The sequence below is a fragment of the Paenibacillus rhizoryzae genome (assembly GCF_059686995.1).
Map to the genome: position 1 here is coordinate 174,940 of NZ_JCAALT010000009.1, position 17,768 is coordinate 192,707.

A 17,768-nucleotide genomic window follows, 5' to 3' on the forward strand; every position below is an offset into this window, starting at 1 on the left:
GCGGTGACAATCATTTATAATTTTACTTCATGTATTCTAGGATTACAAATGTTATTATTGCTTGCCATAAAGGTAAAATCGACCGTTTAAACGAGTCTAAGCAACGTATAGTGACTCCTACACGTTGCTTAGATTTACAAGAAACCAACACCGCCGACCTCATTGTCGGACGATGTTGGTTTCTTTATTATTTCCCGGGAAACCGTCGAACTTTACTGATAGTTGAGCAGTGTAAATAGCTCCTTCAGCTCGCTATTCGTGAGGTCACGCCATTTGCCCGTCGCCAGTTGGCCAAGATGAATATTCATGATCCGAACGCGGCGCAGCTTCCTAACATTATAGTCGAACGTCTGGCACATCCGCCGAATCTGGCGGTTCTTTCCTTCGGTCAGCGTAATCCGGAATACGCGGTCGCCTTCCTTCTCTACCTTACAAGGCAGCGTCATCGCGCCTAATATACGAACGCCCTCGCTCATCGCCTTCAGAAATCTTGGCGTGACAGGCCGGTCTACGGTCACGATATATTCCTTTTCGTGTTTGCCTTCTGCCCGGAGAATTCGGTTGACGATATCGCCATCATTCGTAAGCAGGATCAACCCTTCCGAATCCTTGTCCAGTCGGCCAATCGGGAAAATCCGCTCCGGATGCCCGATATATTCGACAATATTGCCCTCAACCTGCGACTCCGTTGTACTTGTAATGCCAACCGGCTTGTTCAGTGCAATATAAACGTGGCCTTTCTGCTCGCCGATCACGTTCCCATCGATCCGTACATCGTCACCCAGCTCCGCTTGGCTGCCAAGCTCAGCAGTGACGCCATTAATGGAAACGCGGCCGCTCTCTACCAACTTATCTGCTTCACGTCTGGAACAGTAGCCTGTTTCGCTAATAAACTTGTTAATCCTCAACTGCCGTGTTCACCCCGCATGAAAAGTGCTTCTTATAGCTGTATTTTAGCTTGTATTGCGTCATTTTCATAGATTTTTACGAAAGTTCCCGCTTCCGGGACTGCAGCCGCAGCCGCTAGGCTCACCATAAATGCCGCCACATCCGCTGCTTCAACAGGCCGGTATTTACGAAGCCCGCCTTGCATAATGAGCTTGAGCAGCGGACTAAGCCAGATTGCGGCCCGCTCCCCTAACCGGAACTCTTCCCGCTTCCCCAGCAGAAGAGAAGGCCGCAGGATATGCAGCTCCCTTAAACCAAGCGTGCCAAGCTGGGCCTCCATCTCGCCTTTGACCCGGTTATAGAAGATCGAGGACGATGCACTGGCTCCCGTGGCGGAGACGATGATCATCTTAGCCGCCCCATGCCGCTCCGCCCATTCCCCAAGCGCCACCGGATACTCCAAGTCCACCTGACGGAATGCTTCTTGCGTCTTTGCCTTCTTAATCGTTGTGCCCAGCGTGCAGAATACGATATCCGCTTCCACACCGGCCAGTGCCTCATCCATGCGGTCGAAGTCAGCTGTGATGACCGTCAGCTTTCTGTCCGAGCCCATCTCGCCTGCAGCAGGACGGAGCGGCCTACGGACGAGAATGGTAACGGCACTGCATCTACTGTCTTGCAGCAATTGCCTCAGTAGTAAATCGCCCACAAGACCGGTAGCTCCAACCAGCAGCGCTTTGTACGGCGCCGATGCCTCCATGCCTATCACCTTCTTGTATGGATTGTTCCTATCCCATGTTTCCGGACTGCTTAAGCTTCGAGCGCCAGCTCTTTGTTAAGCGGCAGCATAATGTTCACCGTCGTACCCACGTTCACTTTGCTCTTGATCTCCAGCATCCCGTGATGTGTCTGAATAATGCGCTGGCTGACCATGATACCAAGCCCGGTTCCCATATCCTTATCGGTATAGAACGGGTCACCCAGCTTCGCGATCCGCTCCTCGGGGATGCCGATACCTTCATCCGTAATGGATACGTTGACATGATGCTGATCATGCCGCCTTGCTTCGATCGTGATCCGCCCGCCTTCCGGCATCGCTTCGATCGCATTTTTGAGTACATTAATAAACACTTGCTTCAACTGATTCTCTTCACACGAGATTCGGCAATTCTCTTGGTCAAAATACGTCTCGAACTCAACATCGCACAGATGTGCCTGGCTATCGAGCAGGGAGATGACATCGCCGAGTATAAAGCGGACATCCTTCACCTCGAAGCGTGTCGCCTGCGGTTTGGCCAGAATCAGAAACTCGCTGACGATCAAATTAATACGATCGAGCTCCGAGAGCATAATATCCACGTGCCGTGTATTGAGCTTCTCGGTTTCGAGCTGCAGCTGTAGGAACCCTCGCAGCGTCGTAAGCGGATTCCGAATCTCATGCGCTACGCCGGCTGCCAATTGGCCGACAGTCGTGAGCTTCTCCGACCTGCGCAGCAGCTCCTCCATCTTATTGCGGCTTGTCATATCGCGCGTAATGCTCGCGATGGCACGGAGCTCTCCATGCTTATCGTGGATCGGTGATGTCGTTGCACTGACGGATATCCATTCGCCGCTCTTCGTTACACGCAGCGTCTCCCGAGCCGCAAGCGGTTTACCCGATTTGAGCAGCTCCATCGTCTTCTGCTCCTCTTCGTACAGATGCTCCGGAACGAGCGGAAGCATCTGGCCAAGCGCCTCCTCCGTCGTATATCCGAACAATTGCTCGAATGCCCGATTCACCTGCGTAATGCGGCCTTCCAAGTCCACGACATGGATGGCATCTGTTGTATGATTAATGAATGATTCCAAATATTCTTTCATGGATCGGTTCTCTTCGAACGCCATTTTGAGCTTAGTCATATAGATGTTTAGGTTCTTCGACATCGCATTAACGCGCTGCGCCAACTGTCCTAATTCGTCCTTCCGCTTGACCTCAATGGTATCATCGAATCTCCCGAAGGACACCTCGTTGACTTTCCACAGAATCGAACGGACCGGCCGCAGCAAAATATCCGATAACCAATAGCTGCAGAAGACAACTACAATCAGAAGCACAATCGAAATAAAAATTTGATTATTGCGTTGTTCATCCGTCAGCTTCATAATCGGCCTTTTGTCGAACACAAGTCCAATTACGTAAGGAACTGGTTCTTTTAGCGCAATAAAGCTCTTTATTACCTCATGATCGTTAATCGTCTCTTCGCGGAAGACCATTTTGCCCTGCAACGATTCCTTAATACTCTTCTTATCCTTCTCTATTTCTCCGTATTCATAACTGCCGAACGAAACCGCTCTGTCCTTCAACTGCTCGATGCTCATAATAGAAGGGATTTTCTTAATGGGCTCCACGCCAAACAAATCCGGATTAAATCCCGTGATTTCCAGTATCGTCGGATTACCCGTCTTTAGTTCTGCTAACAATGAAGTCGTATGCGCAATCTTGCGAAGATCTGTAAATTGATCGCTTTTCATATAAAACCGAATGATGTAGTCCAAGTTGCGGTCGGTATAAAAGCTTTCTTGACCCAGAATGGTATTATCGGTCAGCGTCAGCTTGTCCGGTCCTATCCAAAACTCATAATCGAGCGTCTCCTGCTCGATCGTTTGGGATTTGTGCGCGGCCCAAACATTACTGACATCGCCGATCTCAGGCGGATTCGTCGATTGAACGACGTAGTACTTATCGCCTTTCTGCTTCAGCAAGGACATACTTGAGACGCCGACATGCTCCGAAACCTGTCTAAGCTGCTCGTACGTAACCTCGTCGGCATGATAAGGCAGCTGACTGGCAGCAGAGAACGATGCCAACTTCATCTTATCGGACAAAACGGTTTGCACAAACTCGACTTCTCTCGTATTTTGAATGACGTTTGCCGCAACCTGCTGACTGATCGACATCATTTTGAGCTGAATGTCGTTCCTTAGATTGACCCGCGTCGAATATTCGTTCAGAATCACATTTAGAACGAGCAGCACAAATACAATCAACGAAATCATGACAGATAGTTTAGTTTTGACCGACAATATGCGACACATCCTTTAACACCAGCCTGTGGACAGCTACTTGGATCATACCATAATTGGCATAAAATGAAAGCAATCTTGTGCATCATTTCCTCTGTTAACTGTGTAAAAGAGGTCGGTTCCGACGCTCGTTATGTTGATATCACCAATAGTTATACACATGTTTTTCCCCATATTCACAGGCCAAGTTAATAGTTTGTGTACAGAACTGTGAATAATCGAAAGTTATCCACAAATCTATGCACAACCTGTTAACAACGAATATTTGTTCGCGGCACAATTCGACAGTCGATTAACGTCGAATGGGTACAACTCATTATATAGAACAGGGCTGGAGGCTTAATTCATGACAGGAATCGGGACGGTTTTTTTTCGGGAAGAAGATTATAAGTGGATGCAGGAAGCGATCCTGGAAGCGAAGAAAGCGGAAGAAATCGGTGAGGTGCCTATTGGCGCGGTCATAGTGAAGGATGGCGAAGTGATCGGCAGGGGCTATAATCTAAGGGAGACGAATTTAGATCCGACCGCGCATGCGGAGATGATCGCCATTCGGGAGGCAAGCAAGCATTTGAATGCGTGGCGGCTGCTGGACTGTACGCTCTATGTGACGCTGGAGCCTTGTCCGATGTGTGCGGGCGCACTGGTGCAGAGTCGGATTCGAAAAGTCGTGTACGGCACAACCGACCCCAAGGCAGGCTGCGCCGGTACGTTAATGAATTTACTGCAGGAGCCCCGCTTCAATCATGAGACTGAGCTTCTTGGCGGTCTGATGCAGCAAGAATGTTCGGATTTATTAACCCTCTTTTTCCGTCGTCTGAGAAAGCGTATCTAGTGGCATCGCACACCAGCTCTTCTTTCTGAATCTGTTGTAGCGTTACGATAAGTTCATCTGCTGCTTCACTTATTGCAAGTACCTCAGGGTCAGTTAAACTTCCGCGGGCTTCAGCCATTTCAAACAGCTTTGTACGAAGCACCTGCAACTCATGGAGTAGGTTCATTTTGTCATTCATGACGCCCTTGGTACATCTCCTATCGCATCTACTTAGTTACAGTTAGTAACTAATTTCATTATATATGGTGCAAGCTATTATTTTTGTAAAATCTTGTCGACAATTTCTCCCGATAATGGCGTAAAGTTTCGACACCATTCATCAGAAAGTCCCTATTCCAGGACTATTTACTTACTCCTTCGCGGCGGTGTTAGGACTAATAGACTTGCTTGCGCCTGATTTGAAATTCATGCTATTATTATCCTTGCCGCGCGCCCGTAGCTCAGCAGGATAGAGCGACAGTTTCCTAAACTGCAGGTCGTACGTTCGAATCGTATCGGGCGCGCCATTGCTTAAGAGTCCAGAACCGTACAATTGTACGGTTCTTTTTATTTTTGCGAACAGACTGGCCGGAAATCACACTCACTCGCTCACTCCATAAACGTCTCAAGCGGCATATTCAGCACATTCACCTTACTGCCGTCCTTCGCACTATACTCGAAGATCTGCAGCATTAAGGTTCCGTTCTTCGGCAGCTTATTCGCTGGAATCACGATGCTAAGCTCGAATGTCGACCAGGCCGGCGCACCTTCGCTAAGCATATAGTTCTTCTCCAGCAAGTAGTTGTGTCCGTCCTCCACGGCATAATTCATCATCGCCTCGAACACTCTCGCCTCGCCTGTTACCTTATACTTGCCCCCGCTCCCGCTGACCTGGACGTTACGGAAGGCATTATTTTGCGTTGACGATCCACCGGTACTTGCGGAAATCTCCACCTGCCTTAGCGTGCTGTTCCACTCTACGCCTGCACCAAGCAAATCACCCACTGCTCGCAGCGGCACATAGGTGCTTCCCTTATAATTCATAATTGGCAGGCTCTCGTCCTCGTAGGTTGTACCGTTCACCACAATCGGGTAAGCGGCATCGCCCAGTAGATATTGCTTCACCGCTGCACCTACTGTCGGCATGGCCATCATGATCATACTGCCGGCTAATGCACCGACTATGAATCCACGAATATGCTTCATCGCCTTCACACTCTTTTCATGGGCAACGCCCGAATTGGTCTACCGATAGTACATCCTATGCGGGAACATCGACACTTACCCAAGCAAAAAAGCCCCCAACATCACGAGTAATGTTGAAGGCTTTCCCAGTTAACCCACCAGCGATTGTACGGAGCCGCTTGTTTCCTTAATGCGCTGCAGCGTACGCTCGTTTTGCTCCGCGAGCGTAGTAATCGTTGCGGACAACTCCTCCAGCGTGGCGGAGGACTGCTGGCTAACCGCAGCCACGTTCTCCGTTGCGCTCTCGATCGAGCTGCTGGCACCGCGGATCGCGGTCATGTTATCGCGATAATACTCCAGCGACTGTGCAAGCTGCTCCACCGTTTGACGCACGTCCACGAACGCTTCGCGCATATCGGTCGTGATTCGGCTGCTGGATGCCATCTGCTTGCCAATTCCGTTCATCAAGCCCCGCGTGGCGTCCGCTTGTTTCTGCATGCTCTCCAGCTGCTCCGAAATGGCATCTGCCGTCCCAGCGGAGAGCTCAGCCAGCTTACGCACCTCACCCGCTACCACAGCGAAACCACGACCGGTTTCGCCGGCTCTTGCCGCTTCGATGCTTGCGTTAAGCGCGAGCAGGTTCGTTTCGCTCGCGATCCGGACGATTGATTCCGTAAACTCGCTGACGTGGCCGATAACGCCATCCAGAGCCGCCATCTGCTCGGACATATTTTGAACCGAGTGCTGGAACTGCAAGATCGTCTCGTAGAGCTCGTCCATTTTCTCGCCGCCGCTTGTAGTAGAACTGCTGGCTGTCGAAGACTGGGTTTCAAGCTGATAAAGCGAGTTGTTCATTGTCTCCAGTCGATCATGCGTTTCTTGCACCAATCTCGAAATATCCGATGTAGAGGAAGCCTGTGTGTTCGCGCCTTCCGTAATCTCCTGGAAAGCATGCGTCATCTCGCGGAACGAAGCTTGATTCGCTTCGCTGGCTTCCGTGATTTGCATCAGGTTGCTTGCAATCGACTCCACCTGCGCAAACAATTGCACTTTCTGAGCCGTCTGCTGCTTCGTGACAACCTCAGACTGCGCACGCATCGTTTCCATTTGAGCGGCAAAATACTTCCCCGCTTTAACCAGCGCAATCAGAAGCGCGCTCACAAGTCCGAAGTAAACGAAGATCCCAATCGCCGTGCTGGAACTCAGCTGTTCAGCAAGCTCCGGCCCTTGTACGATCAGCACATAAATATTCATGAACAATCCGATACTGAGTCCCAGCAGCAGCGGCGTCCATCTCATATAAATAACCGCAATGGCTACAATGTAATAGACCGAGAAGAAATTCGTAATCGAGACGACATCAAACATTAGATAAAGCGTCAGTGCCGCACTCCCGCCGACAGCGACGTAAGGGAAAATGTGCATTCCCGCCTTACGCGTCAGCATGACCCCAAGAACCGCGAGCAGCACGACGGAAATAGCGAGAATCATCCATTTACCGATACCCGGAATTAAATTCAGCCCGATCACGCTGCCAACCGAAATAATCGATGACGCGATCAACCCCATAAACACAATACGATTTCGATAAAATAAATCCGCGACCTGCAATTCTGACTGTGTCATCATCCCAACCCCTACCCAATATCAAAGTAGGATTAAACCCGTTCTACGAGCCGCTTGGCAGGCCCAGCATCTCCTGGATCTTCTCTACAGGCACCGCGTCTTTCGGCAGCTCATACTCAAATTTAATCTCCTTATTTATATCGTCCAAGGAGAGGTCGAAATGAATGCCAAGCTTCATTCCTTGTGCGGAATCAGTCGACTCCACATTCAGGTCCATGCCCTCATAAGTCAAATAATCGTCTGCAATTCCGCCGGTCACGTCCAGCTGATTAATCTTGATCGTTTTCTTCATCTCTTCAACAGCTGCTTTGACCTTTCCGTCCTCTTTGCCATCCAGCTCCTTCTTGGCAGCCTCCAGGTCGGCCTTATTCAGCTTGAACAGCTTCATGTAAGCCTCGTTTTTGAGCAAAATATCAATGATCTGCGGCGCCGCCTTCTCCATAATGGCCGTCCATGCAGCTTCAACATTCTTCTCGTTAATCGAGAAGCGAACGAGCTGATCGACTTTATGATCGGCAGCCAAACCTTTCACATCCGCGGCTTCAGGCTCGCTGAAGTACGTTTTCTCATCTAAGCTGTCAACCAGCGCCTTCAGGAGATCTTGTCCCGCTTCAGGGGAGGCCGCAACATCGGCAGCACCTTGCTCCTGCTCAAGCTTCTTCATATCGATTTCCACGAATTTGCCTGCAATGCTCTCCGGTAGCGGAAGCCCCGGAATTTGCGGGACTTTAATCCATGTTTTATCCTCCGTAATGATCATCGGAATGGATGCGTTCAGTTTCACATCGCCGCTGCCAAGCGCAATATCCATCGTAAGTTCCGCGCGTTGCGGCGACTTCTGAACCGAACCATGTACGTTGATGACAGCACCTTTCAAGAGTGAAAGCATCATCGTTGTCATGGCCGAATTCGCTTTCCCTGCAGCATCTGCCGCCGCCGGAGGCAGCACCAAATCGTTAATGGTCAATGTACCCTTATATGTCATGCTAGTTGCTTTCTGATTGTTAGCCATCGCATCCATCATCGCATCTTTAGGCGATGCCGCTGAGCTGCACCCAGCCAGAACGGCCAGCGAAGCCACGAGCAGCGCGGCTGTTCCCCGTTTAAACAATTTCATTTCAGAACCCCTCTCCTCATATGAGCACCTTCAATTTTACCCCATCCCGTCCCAATCCGAAAGGTTAAAATGATGGCATGACCGCATGCGCAAAAACCCCCGGCAACCGAAGAATCTCCGGCTTCCGAGGGCTGAACGTTAATTGTATAGCAGCGGCCGTTTACCCTTCCGGATTGTGGTGGCTCACATGATTAGCCTGCTTCGTTTTCTTTGATCCGGATAGGGGCTCTTGCTGATGAGAGTCCGGTGAACGGGACTTGGAGTTCCGCTCATATGGATTAGGTACAGGAACATTCTTGGGTTTACCCATTACATAGCACCTCTCTAATCAAATAGTCGGGTTAACTCCGGGAGTGTAGCAGATCAGAAGGTTCATCATGATTCAATTGATCCTGATGCCTGCGATCATTCGTATCCTGCTGCAGTTGCTGCGCATGATGGCTGTTGACCGGGTTCTGATCCAAATCTTCTACGACATTGCTTAAATTTTTATCTGCGCTTCCTTTAGCCTTCGTCATTGCCTGCATCTCCTGCCTTTCGCTTTGCGTACAGCCCTTGCCGGGTGTTAGGCTCCACCTCCGCTAAGCATGCGTCAGCCCGTGCAGTGCCTGTGCGCACTCATGAATATGGCGGGTATAATCCTGCACGAGCTGTTGAATAATGTCCGTGCGCTCATCCACCGTTCGTCCGTCTTTTTCCACATCGATTAGCGTTGTTTGAATTTCGCGGCTGTCAACATAGGTCACTTTAAAATCAAACGTGTACATCTGGTGTCCTGCTGTATGAATCGTGACGCGTAGAGCTTTAGGATCCGCCTCATCCGGCAGAACCTCAGCGCGGTCTGCAGTATGAATCGTCTCTGGCAGCGTACGCTGCCATGCTGCTGTCAGCTGCTGTTGATCAATCGACAACTCGTCGTCGTGTTTGCTCATCGCTTACCACCTCCATGCCGATAATATGCGGCTTTGGATGCCTTTTTATGCGGCTTGCAGCGTTTAAGCAAATAGGAAAAAAGCGCCCAAGCGAATGATTCGCTTGAGCGCTGTGTGGTAAGAGTTATGGCGGAGAGGGTGGGATTCGAACCCACGTGGAGTTGCCCCCTAACGGTTTTCAAGACCGCCCCGTTATGACCGCTTCGGTACCTCTCCATCTTATAAAGTCACCTGTTTCAAAAGGTCACAAGATGTATTGTACCACAGACGAATTCGGATAAGCAACTCCAAATTACGTCTGCGGTCCAGTTATAGTTAAGCTCGTATTAACGCGGTCCGATAACGTCTAATCCGCCCATGTAAGGACGCAGCACTTCCGGTACAATAACCGTGCCGTCAGCTTGCTGGAAGTTCTCCAGAATCGCGGCAACCGTACGCCCTACCGCAAGTCCCGAGCCATTCAGCGTGTGCACGAATTCCGGCTTGCTCTTCGCTTCCGGACGGTAGCGAATGTTCGCGCGGCGCGCCTGGAAGTCCTCGAAGTTCGAGCAGGAGGAAATCTCGCGGTACGTGCCGCCGCTTGGGATCCACACTTCAAGATCGTACGTCTTAGCCGATGTAAAGCCCATATCGCCTGTGCAGAGCGTCAGCACGCGGTAAGGCAGTCCAAGCAGCTGCAGCACTCTCTCGGCGTTAGCAGTGAGCTTCTCGAGCTCTGCATAGGAGTCCTCGGGCTTAACCAGCTTCACCAGCTCAATCTTGTTGAATTGATGCTGGCGGATAAGACCGCGAGTATCGCGTCCGGCAGAACCGGCTTCCGAACGGAAGCACGCGCTGTAGGCCACGAAGTTCTTCGGCAGATCTTCCGCAGACAGAATTTCCTCGCGATGGATGTTCGTCACCGGTACTTCTGCTGTTGGAATCAGGTAATACTCCGTATCCGCAATCTTGAAGAGATCTTCTTCGAACTTCGGCAGCTGGCCGGTTCCGATCAAGCTGTCGCGGTTAACGATATAAGGCGGCAGCACTTCTTCATAGCCATGCTCATCACTATGTAAGTCCATCATAAAGTTAATCAGTGCACGCTCCAGTCGAGCGCCCAGACCGCGGTAGAACACGAAACGCGAACCGGTTACTTTCGCCGCACGCTCGAAGTCCAGAATCCCGAGATCCTGTGCCACTTCAAAATGCGCCTTCGGCTCAAAATCAAACGTAGGCACTTCCCCATGACGGCGAATCTCCACATTCTCTTCTTCGGATGCACCTACAGGTACCGACTCATTCGGTATGTTCGGGATCGCGAGCATAAGATCCGCAATTTCAGCTTCCGCAATACGAATCTCTTCATCCAGCACCTTAATGCGGTCACCGACTTCGCGCATCTCAAGAATGAGCGCTTCCGCGTCTCCGCCGCTCTTCTTCAGCTTCGCAACCTCTTGCGATACCGTGTTGCGACGGTTCTTCAGCTGCTCCGTCTCCTGCAGCATATCGCGCCATTTGCCATCCAGCGCAGGGAAACCCTCAATCAAATCAAGTGATTTGCCGCGATTCTTCAAGGCTTGCTCTACTTTAGCGAAATCATTACGCATCAATTTAACATCTAACACGAAAGGTAACCCCTCTCTTCATCATTTTCATTTATTGCCTCTTGCAGCGCCATTCATACGGATAGCGATACCACTATAGCCCAAACGGCAAAAAGACTGCGCATTCGCAGTCTTTCTCCCGTTATTCTTTAGCCGCAGCCGCTTCTTTCGCCATATCGAGGAAATACGCATGAAGACGATAATCGTCTGTCAATTCCGGATGATAGGACGAAGCCAGCAAATGCCCTTGGCGTGCCGTTACAATTTCGCCATTGTACGTCGATAGAACATCCACGTTTGGCGATACTTCTTTGATCAGCGGCGCACGGATAAATACCGCACGCACCGGCTCATCGATCCCTTTAATCGGCAAATCCGTCTCGAAGCTTTCGCGTTGACGGCCGAATGCGTTGCGAGCGACGGTCATGTCCATCAACTGCAAATGCGCATCCTCTTGGCCTTCAATACGGCTTGCAAGTACGATGAGACCTGCACAGGTGCCGAAGATCGGCTTGCCTTGCTCGGAGAATTGACGAATCGCATCGATAAAGCCGTACTGACGCATCAGCTTACCAATCGTTGTGCTTTCTCCGCCGGGAATGATGAGACCGTCCAGCTCTTCCAGCTGTTCCGTCCGCTTTATAGCGATGCCTTCGCCACCCGCAGCTTCAATGCTTCGTATATGTTCCGCAACGGCGCCTTGAAGCGCCAATACACCAATCCTCATCGGTTCATGCCTTCTTTCCGATATTACCAGCCGCGATCCTGCATACGCTCGGAAGCGTTCAGCTTCGAAATTTCAATACCTTTCATAGGAGCGCCAAGGTTCTTGGACACTTCTGCGATCAGCTTGTAGTCTGTGTAGTGTGTTGTAGCTTCAACGATTGCGCGAGCGAATCTCTCCGGGTTATCGGATTTGAAGATACCCGATCCCACGAATACGCCGTCTGCACCAAGGTGCATCATAAGCGCTGCATCGGAAGGAGTTGCTACGCCGCCTGCCGCAAAGTTAACGACCGGCAGTTTACCTGATTGGTGAACTTCCAGAAGCAAGTCATAGTTTACGCCAAGATTCTTAGCTTCTGCGTACAGCTCGTCCTTAGACAGGTTTTGAACTTTACGGATTTGACCTGTGATCAAACGGATATGACGAACCGCTTCCACGATGTTGCCTGTTCCCGGCTCGCCTTTTGTACGCATCATTGCTGCGCCTTCTTGAATACGGCGAAGCGCCTCTCCAAGATCTTTCGCGCCGCACACGAATGGTACAGTGAACTCGCGTTTGTCGATATGGAATACTTCGTCTGCCGGCGTGAGCACTTCGCTCTCATCGATATAGTCCGCACCTAGTGCTTCCAATACGCGAGCTTCTACATAATGCCCGATACGCGCTTTCGCCATTACCGGGATCGAAACAACCTTCATTACTTCTTCAAGTATTGTCGGATCTCCCATGCGGGCAACGCCGCCTGCAGCACGAATATCAGAAGGTACACGCTCAAGGGCCATAACTGCCGTTGCGCCTGCCGCTTCAGCAATCTTTGCTTGCTCAGCATTCGCAACGTCCATAATGACGCCGCCTTTTTGCATTTCAGCCATACCGCGTTTTACGCGTGAAGTTCCTGTTTCCATGTTCGTGAATCCTCCCAAAAAGTTTTTGCACTGTCATCCGTGAATGTGAATCGTTCCGGACTAGCTAGCTCTAACCAATAATTTTACATCATAGAAGAAAAATCGACAACCATCAATTCAAAGTAAACGGGTTGCCTATTCATTTATCTAGAACAAATCAACGATCCCTTTAAACAAGCCGGAGATAAAGCCGCCAAGTGCGCGGAACATCAGACGCCACCAGCTAGCCTTCTTCACTTCCTCGGAAGTAATCAGCTTCACTGTTTTCTCGATGGACTTGCCTGTATCCGGATCTTTATACGTGTACGTAGCCGTGCCGACTTCTTGCCCGTTTGCAATCGGAGCAACAAGCTCATCTTCCGATTTCAACGTAACATTTTTCAGCTCAATGCTCGGCGTTGCGTTCTTTTTCACAAGGAATGTCACGTCGGACGCCGTCATGATCGGCACTTCCTTCGATTTACCCTTCTTTATTTTGACCGTCTTTGCCGTTTCTACAACCGTCTTCGGCGCAACAATCGTCTTTTTCTCGAAATTATTAAATCCGTAGTCAAACAGTTTCGCCGTTTGGACGAAACGAGCGGATTTAGAAGCGGTATCCATAACAACCGAAATCAACCGCAAATCGCCGCGCTTCGCAGTTCCTGTGAAGCAGTAACCTGCCGCACCGATATAACCGGTTTTCATGCCATCTACACCCGGATAAGCAAATTGCTTGAATGATTGCACGTTCTTGTTTGTTTCCAGCATCCAGTTCAGGTTGATCATCTCTGTTTTGTCGCGTGCACGGAATCTGTAGCTTGGCGTGCTTGCGAACTCGAGGAATTCAGGGTGCTTCTTTACCAGAATACTTGCGAATTTAGCCAAGTCGCCTGCAGAAATAACGGTCGTTTCCGCAAGACCTGTCGCACTTGTAAAATGAGCCGTAGTAAGCCCAAGCGTCTTCGCAGTCTCGTTCATTTTCACGACAAAAGCTTGCTCAGTGCCGGAAATGTGATCGGCAAGCGCAATTGTAGCGTCATTGGCGGACTGGACAGCCATCGCCATATATAAATCTTTGACCGAATGTACATCCCCTTCAGCCAAGTAAATTGCGGAACCATCGGGAGGAATGTCAGAAGCTTCTTTCGAAGTCGTTACCATATCTGTCAGCTTCAAGCGGCCTGCCGTAATCTCTTCGAGCACGAGATACTCCGTCATCAGCTTCGTCATACTTGCCGGCGGATAAGCGGTGTCGGCATCTACGGCATAAAGCACTTGTCCGGTATCTGCATCTATGAGGACAGCTGAACGAGCTTCTATTCCCAGCGGGTTCGGAGTCACTTCTGCGGCATAAGTAGTGTGGGAACCTAAATTAACAGTGAGCATGGTGGCAATTACGGTCGCGCAAATGGTCGGTACAAAGCGTACCCAGCCCTTTTTCGGTTTCAACGTCTTCTCTCCTCTTCTATCATGCATTCTCTCTAGTATTGTAACACAAAGAGTGCTGTTACTAAAAAAAGAAAGACAGGAAAACGGTGATTCCCACCATCTTCCTGCCGGGCAGTTCTACTTTATGCTGCTAGGTAAATATAAACGCTGCAGCAGATTCGATTACAACGAGTAGTTTGGTGCTTCTTTCGTGATTTGAACATCATGCGGATGGCTTTCACGCAAGCCGGCGTTCGTAATCCGTACGAATTGCGTGTCGTTCTTCAGCGCATCGATATTAGATGCTCCGCAGTAGCCCATACCGGAACGAAGTCCGCCAATAAGCTGATGAACCGTATCTGCCAATGGTCCTTTATAAGCAACGCGGCCTTCAATACCTTCCGGAACGAGTTTGTTCTCGTTCTCTTGGAAGTAACGGTCCTTGCTGCCTTCTTTCATAGCGCCGATAGAGCCCATACCGCGGTAAACCTTGAAGCGGCGACCTTGATAGATTTCCGATTCGCCCGGGCTTTCTTCTGTACCGGCAAACAGGCTGCCGATCATAATCGCACTGGCACCCGAAGCGATTGCTTTCGTTACATCACCGGAGTACTTAATGCCGCCGTCTGCAATGATCGGAACATTATATTCGCGCGCAACCGATGCACAATCATAGATTGCCGTAATTTGCGGAACACCGATACCCGCAATAATACGAGTCGTACAAATGGAACCAGGTCCCATACCTACTTTAATAACGGAAGCTCCTGCTTGGATCAAATCACGTGTACCTTCGCCTGTAGCTACGTTACCGGCCACAATAGTGAGGTCCTCGTACTTGCTGCGAAGCAAACGCACCATCTCGATAACGTTCTTCTGATGACCGTGAGCTGTATCAATGACAAGCACGTCAACGCCAGCGTTAACAAGCGCTTCTGCACGTTCCGGTGTATCTTTCGCAATACCGACAGCAGCGCCGCATAGCAAACGTCCTTGACGGTCCTTTGCCGAATGCGGGAATTGAATAGCTTTCTCGATATCTTTAATCGTGATAAGTCCTTTAAGTGTGTTGGTTTCATCCACCAAAGGAAGCTTCTCGATTTTATGCTTCTGCAGCAGGATCTCTGCTTGCTGCAGCGTTGTACCTACAGGCGCCGTAACGAGATTGTCTTTCGTCATGACTTCGCTGATTTTGATGGAGTAATCATGAATGAAACGAAGGTCGCGGTTCGTAATGATCCCGACCAGCTTCTTATTCTGATCTACGACAGGCACGCCGGAGATCCGGTACTTGCCCATCAATTCCTCTGCATCGTACACATGGTGGTCAGCTGTAAGCGAGAAAGGATTCGTGATAACGCCGCTCTCCGAACGTTTTACACGATCTACTTCTTCCGCTTGTTGAGCAATAGACATGTTTTTATGAATAATACCGATGCCGCCTTCGCGCGCCATAGCAATTGCAAGCTTTGCCTCTGTTACCGTGTCCATTCCCGCACTCATCAGCGGAATGTTCAGCTTTACATTCGGGCTTAATGTGACGGATACATCTACTTCCCTCGGCAATACTTCCGATTTACGCGGCACTAACAGTACGTCATCGAAGGTTAATCCTTCTTTGGCGAATTTATTTTCCCACACAGACTTGTTCCTCCTCTTGCAATTTACGTTCCCAAAACGAGCCCGCAAAAACCGTAGTTTTTGAATAGGCTCGCGTATATTATTGCAATATTAGCAGAGGGGTAGGGGGCTGTCAAGGCAAAGGGAGTAGGGGGAATTTGTCCATATTACGAACGATAATCATACTTGCAATTGGAGCTCCACAGCAGAAATTCATGGATTCCTTGCTCACGTGCTGCTTGGATTTGCTTATTCACCTGCGCGGAACCATATCGCTGATGCGGATGAACCCATCTCGCCGTAAAACTTTGCAGCCAGGGCCGAATCGTTGCCGTTGATTGGCCACCACTGCTTTGGATGATTGCATTGCGCCGTTTTGCATCCACCATCGCCTGCTTGATAATCGGGTATGGATTGATATCCGGCTGTTTCACTCCATACATGCCTGTGGAATAATGCGATGGGTAGGTCATTGGCGAAATGACATCCACTGCACCCGAAACCGCCCGCCACGATTGGCCGATCCCCATATCATTCGTAGAAGAGGTTACTAATCCGAATACGTCTGCGGATACTCTGGCCCCGGATTTATGCACACTCGTTCTTGCCTGACGGAGAAAATAGGAAATCACATCGGACTTCGTTCTCCCTCCACGATTACCATAACTTACTTCTCGATCCACCTTTGCCCCGTTATCGGGAAAACGCACGTAGTCGAATTGAATCTCATCAAAGCCTTTAGTTGCTGCTTCCCCTGCGATCGCAGCGTTATATTGACGTACCTGTTTCTGAAAAGGATTCAGCCATGCCTTTCCTTGCATGTCTCTCCACACGCCGCCTCCTTGTTTCTGCAACGCCATACTAGGGTGCATCTTCGCATAGAGAGGGTCTTTGAAGGTCACTATTCTTCCGATGACGTAGATGTGTTTCGCCTTCAGCTTCGTTATCAACCCTTCGATATCCGCTATCGCCACGTGGCGGTCAGCCCCAATCGCATGCACAGCCGGCAGCGCGGAGTCATACGTTAATTGCCCGTAATCGTTCTTCACATCAATCACCATGGCGTTTAGGTCTGTTTTATCTAACAGATCAATGAGAGCATTCATCCTTTTCTTACTGCCAGCAACCCAGCCGGATACATAAATCCCGCGAACCGGCTGCTCGGGCTTATGAATCTTGCGAGATGTCGCAGCAATGGATGGATTACTAGCAGCCGCTTCACTCGTCCGGAGCTGCGTTGTGGTTTTCATTCTAGGGGCTATTTTGCCTTTATGCTTTACAGTCAGTTGTTGGAGATCGGTGTTGGTTTGACTTTGTTGCTTTAATGGAGGAAGACTGATTTGATCATGTCGATCAGCCGAATTGCATCCTGTACAAACGATCAGCCCCGACAAAACAAACGCCATGCTCATCTTCTTCATACCGTCCATCACCATCATCAGCTAGCACCCCCAGTACGTTGAATGACTACGTTACCAGTAGTATGTGCTCGCCCTTCCATACATTTGTGTAGGAGATATACCCAGCATTGGTAAAAACATAAGATAAAAACACAACAAAAAACCGACCGTATACATACGGTCGGTTCATCGTGCTTGGCAACGTCCTACTCTCCCAGGACCCTGCGGTCCAAGTACCATCGGCGCTGGAGGGCTTAACGGTCGTGTTCGGGATGGGTACGCGTGGTTCCCCTCCGCCATCGCCACCAAACGGTGAGTCGCGTTAGCGATACTCTGTACAAAGCTTGCGCCTTGAAAACTGGATACGAACCTTTGCGAAGGTCTTCATTTAGCTGATCTTGATCCGAAGTTGAACATCCGAGCGAATGTTCGTAGGATAAGCCCTCGACCGATTAGTATTCGTCAGCTGCATGCATTGCTGCACTTCCACCTCGAACC

General features: G+C 50.0%; 17 protein-coding genes, 2 tRNA genes and 1 rRNA gene. 2 read left to right on the top strand and 18 right to left on the bottom strand.

Features of this window, described 5'->3' with window-relative positions; genetic code table 11:
* Window positions 1–212: 212 nt before the first annotated feature.
* Genes rluF through AC6ESO_RS24840 form a run of 3 tightly spaced genes read right to left on the bottom strand, consistent with a single transcriptional unit; the run spans window position 213 to window position 3,951 of the window.
* Complete coding sequence (rluF, locus tag AC6ESO_RS24830; RefSeq protein ID WP_494822309.1) at window positions 213–908, bottom strand: 23S rRNA pseudouridine(2604) synthase RluF; 696 nt, start codon at window positions 906–908, stop codon at window positions 213–215.
* A 32-nt stretch (window positions 909–940) separates the two neighbouring features.
* Entirely contained in the window at window positions 941–1,648 is a 708-nt protein-coding gene (locus AC6ESO_RS24835; protein ID WP_497093744.1) for an NAD(P)H-binding protein, read from the bottom strand.
* Window positions 1,649–1,698: 50 nt separating this feature from the next.
* Window positions 1,699–3,951 carry a PAS domain S-box protein gene (locus AC6ESO_RS24840; protein ID WP_497093745.1) on the bottom strand — a complete coding sequence of 751 codons (2,253 nt, stop codon included), beginning with the start codon at window positions 3,949–3,951 and terminating at the stop codon, window positions 1,699–1,701.
* 346 nt (window positions 3,952–4,297) lie between these two features.
* Between AC6ESO_RS24840 and tadA the strand changes: the two genes are divergently transcribed.
* Entirely contained in the window at window positions 4,298–4,783 is a 486-nt protein-coding gene (gene tadA / locus AC6ESO_RS24845; RefSeq protein ID WP_497093746.1) for a tRNA adenosine(34) deaminase TadA, read from the top strand.
* Here tadA and AC6ESO_RS24850 read toward each other — a convergent pair.
* A complete protein-coding gene (locus AC6ESO_RS24850; protein ID WP_494822313.1) occupies window positions 4,689–4,961 on the bottom strand; it encodes a Spo0E family sporulation regulatory protein-aspartic acid phosphatase in 273 nt (90 codons plus the stop codon). The two genes, tadA and AC6ESO_RS24850, sit on opposite strands and share 95 nt — an antisense overlap.
* 251 nt (window positions 4,962–5,212) lie before the next feature.
* Here AC6ESO_RS24850 and AC6ESO_RS24855 point away from each other — a divergent pair.
* Window positions 5,213–5,289, top strand: a tRNA-Arg gene (locus AC6ESO_RS24855).
* Window positions 5,290–5,371: 82 nt separating this feature from the next.
* Here the strand turns inward: AC6ESO_RS24855 and AC6ESO_RS24860 are convergent.
* The 14 genes from AC6ESO_RS24860 to rrf all read right to left on the bottom strand — a co-directional run bounded on the left by AC6ESO_RS24860 (window position 5,372) and on the right by rrf (window position 17,580).
* Window positions 5,372–5,968 carry a Gmad2 immunoglobulin-like domain-containing protein gene (locus tag AC6ESO_RS24860; protein WP_497093747.1) on the bottom strand — a complete coding sequence of 199 codons (597 nt, stop codon included), beginning with the start codon at window positions 5,966–5,968 and terminating at the stop codon, window positions 5,372–5,374.
* A gap of 129 nt (window positions 5,969–6,097) precedes the next feature.
* Complete coding sequence (locus AC6ESO_RS24865; protein WP_497093748.1) at window positions 6,098–7,576, bottom strand: methyl-accepting chemotaxis protein; 1,479 nt, start codon at window positions 7,574–7,576, stop codon at window positions 6,098–6,100.
* A 40-nt stretch (window positions 7,577–7,616) separates the two neighbouring features.
* Window positions 7,617–8,690 (bottom strand): hypothetical protein, encoded by a 1,074-nt coding sequence (locus AC6ESO_RS24870; protein ID WP_497093749.1) that lies wholly within the window; start codon window positions 8,688–8,690, stop codon window positions 7,617–7,619.
* A 160-nt stretch (window positions 8,691–8,850) separates the two neighbouring features.
* Window positions 8,851–9,000: a small acid-soluble spore protein P gene (locus AC6ESO_RS24875; RefSeq protein ID WP_497093750.1), complete on the bottom strand. Its 150-nt coding sequence runs from the start codon at window positions 8,998–9,000 to the stop codon at window positions 8,851–8,853.
* Between the two features lie 31 nt (window positions 9,001–9,031).
* The gene (locus AC6ESO_RS24880) at window positions 9,032–9,208 is read right to left on the bottom strand and encodes a hypothetical protein (RefSeq protein ID WP_494822319.1); all 177 of its coding nucleotides are present in this window, start codon (window positions 9,206–9,208) and stop codon (window positions 9,032–9,034) included.
* Between the two features lie 63 nt (window positions 9,209–9,271).
* Entirely contained in the window at window positions 9,272–9,622 is a 351-nt protein-coding gene (locus tag AC6ESO_RS24885; RefSeq protein WP_494822320.1) for a hypothetical protein, read from the bottom strand.
* A 127-nt stretch (window positions 9,623–9,749) separates the two neighbouring features.
* Window positions 9,750–9,838: transfer RNA gene (locus tag AC6ESO_RS24890), tRNA-Ser, on the bottom strand.
* Between the two features lie 110 nt (window positions 9,839–9,948).
* The gene (serS, locus tag AC6ESO_RS24895; protein WP_497093751.1) at window positions 9,949–11,229 is read right to left on the bottom strand and encodes a serine--tRNA ligase; all 1,281 of its coding nucleotides are present in this window, start codon (window positions 11,227–11,229) and stop codon (window positions 9,949–9,951) included.
* Window positions 11,230–11,350: 121 nt separating this feature from the next.
* Complete coding sequence (pdxT, locus tag AC6ESO_RS24900; RefSeq protein ID WP_497093752.1) at window positions 11,351–11,935, bottom strand: pyridoxal 5'-phosphate synthase glutaminase subunit PdxT; 585 nt, start codon at window positions 11,933–11,935, stop codon at window positions 11,351–11,353.
* Between the two features lie 23 nt (window positions 11,936–11,958).
* Entirely contained in the window at window positions 11,959–12,840 is an 882-nt protein-coding gene (gene pdxS, locus AC6ESO_RS24905) for a pyridoxal 5'-phosphate synthase lyase subunit PdxS (protein ID WP_091225284.1), read from the bottom strand.
* A 147-nt stretch (window positions 12,841–12,987) separates the two neighbouring features.
* Window positions 12,988–14,271, bottom strand: coding sequence for a D-alanyl-D-alanine carboxypeptidase family protein (locus AC6ESO_RS24910; RefSeq protein WP_497093753.1), 1,284 nt, complete (start codon window positions 14,269–14,271; stop codon window positions 12,988–12,990).
* A 162-nt stretch (window positions 14,272–14,433) separates the two neighbouring features.
* Window positions 14,434–15,891 (bottom strand): IMP dehydrogenase, encoded by a 1,458-nt coding sequence (gene guaB, locus AC6ESO_RS24915; RefSeq protein WP_494822324.1) that lies wholly within the window; start codon window positions 15,889–15,891, stop codon window positions 14,434–14,436.
* Between the two features lie 146 nt (window positions 15,892–16,037).
* On the bottom strand, window positions 16,038–17,309 hold the full coding sequence (locus AC6ESO_RS24920; protein WP_497093754.1) for a putative glycoside hydrolase: 1,272 nt from the start codon (window positions 17,307–17,309) through the stop codon (window positions 16,038–16,040).
* 154 nt (window positions 17,310–17,463) lie between these two features.
* A 5S ribosomal RNA gene (rrf, locus tag AC6ESO_RS24925) occupies window positions 17,464–17,580 on the bottom strand.
* Window positions 17,581–17,768: the final 188 nt, after the last annotated feature.

Excerpts from the sequence above, each read along its gene's own strand:
- AC6ESO_RS24875 (WP_497093750.1), bottom strand. The coding sequence starts at position 9,000 with ATGGGTAAACCCAAGAATGTTCCTGTACCTAATCCATATGAGCGGAAC.
- tadA (WP_497093746.1), top strand. The coding sequence starts at position 4,298 with ATGACAGGAATCGGGACGGTTTTTTTTCGGGAAGAAGATTATAAGTGG.
- AC6ESO_RS24885 (WP_494822320.1), bottom strand. The coding sequence starts at position 9,622 with ATGAGCAAACACGACGACGAGTTGTCGATTGATCAACAGCAGCTGACA.
- AC6ESO_RS24870 (WP_497093749.1), bottom strand. The coding sequence starts at position 8,690 with ATGAAATTGTTTAAACGGGGAACAGCCGCGCTGCTCGTGGCTTCGCTG.
- AC6ESO_RS24850 (WP_494822313.1), bottom strand. The coding sequence starts at position 4,961 with ATGAATGACAAAATGAACCTACTCCATGAGTTGCAGGTGCTTCGTACA.
- AC6ESO_RS24865 (WP_497093748.1), bottom strand. The coding sequence starts at position 7,576 with ATGATGACACAGTCAGAATTGCAGGTCGCGGATTTATTTTATCGAAAT.
- pdxT (WP_497093752.1), bottom strand. The coding sequence starts at position 11,935 with ATGAGGATTGGTGTATTGGCGCTTCAAGGCGCCGTTGCGGAACATATA.
- AC6ESO_RS24920 (WP_497093754.1), bottom strand. The coding sequence starts at position 17,309 with ATGATGGTGATGGACGGTATGAAGAAGATGAGCATGGCGTTTGTTTTG.
- pdxS (WP_091225284.1), bottom strand. The coding sequence starts at position 12,840 with ATGGAAACAGGAACTTCACGCGTAAAACGCGGTATGGCTGAAATGCAA.
- AC6ESO_RS24880 (WP_494822319.1), bottom strand. The coding sequence starts at position 9,208 with ATGACGAAGGCTAAAGGAAGCGCAGATAAAAATTTAAGCAATGTCGTA.
- AC6ESO_RS24860 (WP_497093747.1), bottom strand. The coding sequence starts at position 5,968 with ATGAAGCATATTCGTGGATTCATAGTCGGTGCATTAGCCGGCAGTATG.
- AC6ESO_RS24835 (WP_497093744.1), bottom strand. The coding sequence starts at position 1,648 with ATGGAGGCATCGGCGCCGTACAAAGCGCTGCTGGTTGGAGCTACCGGT.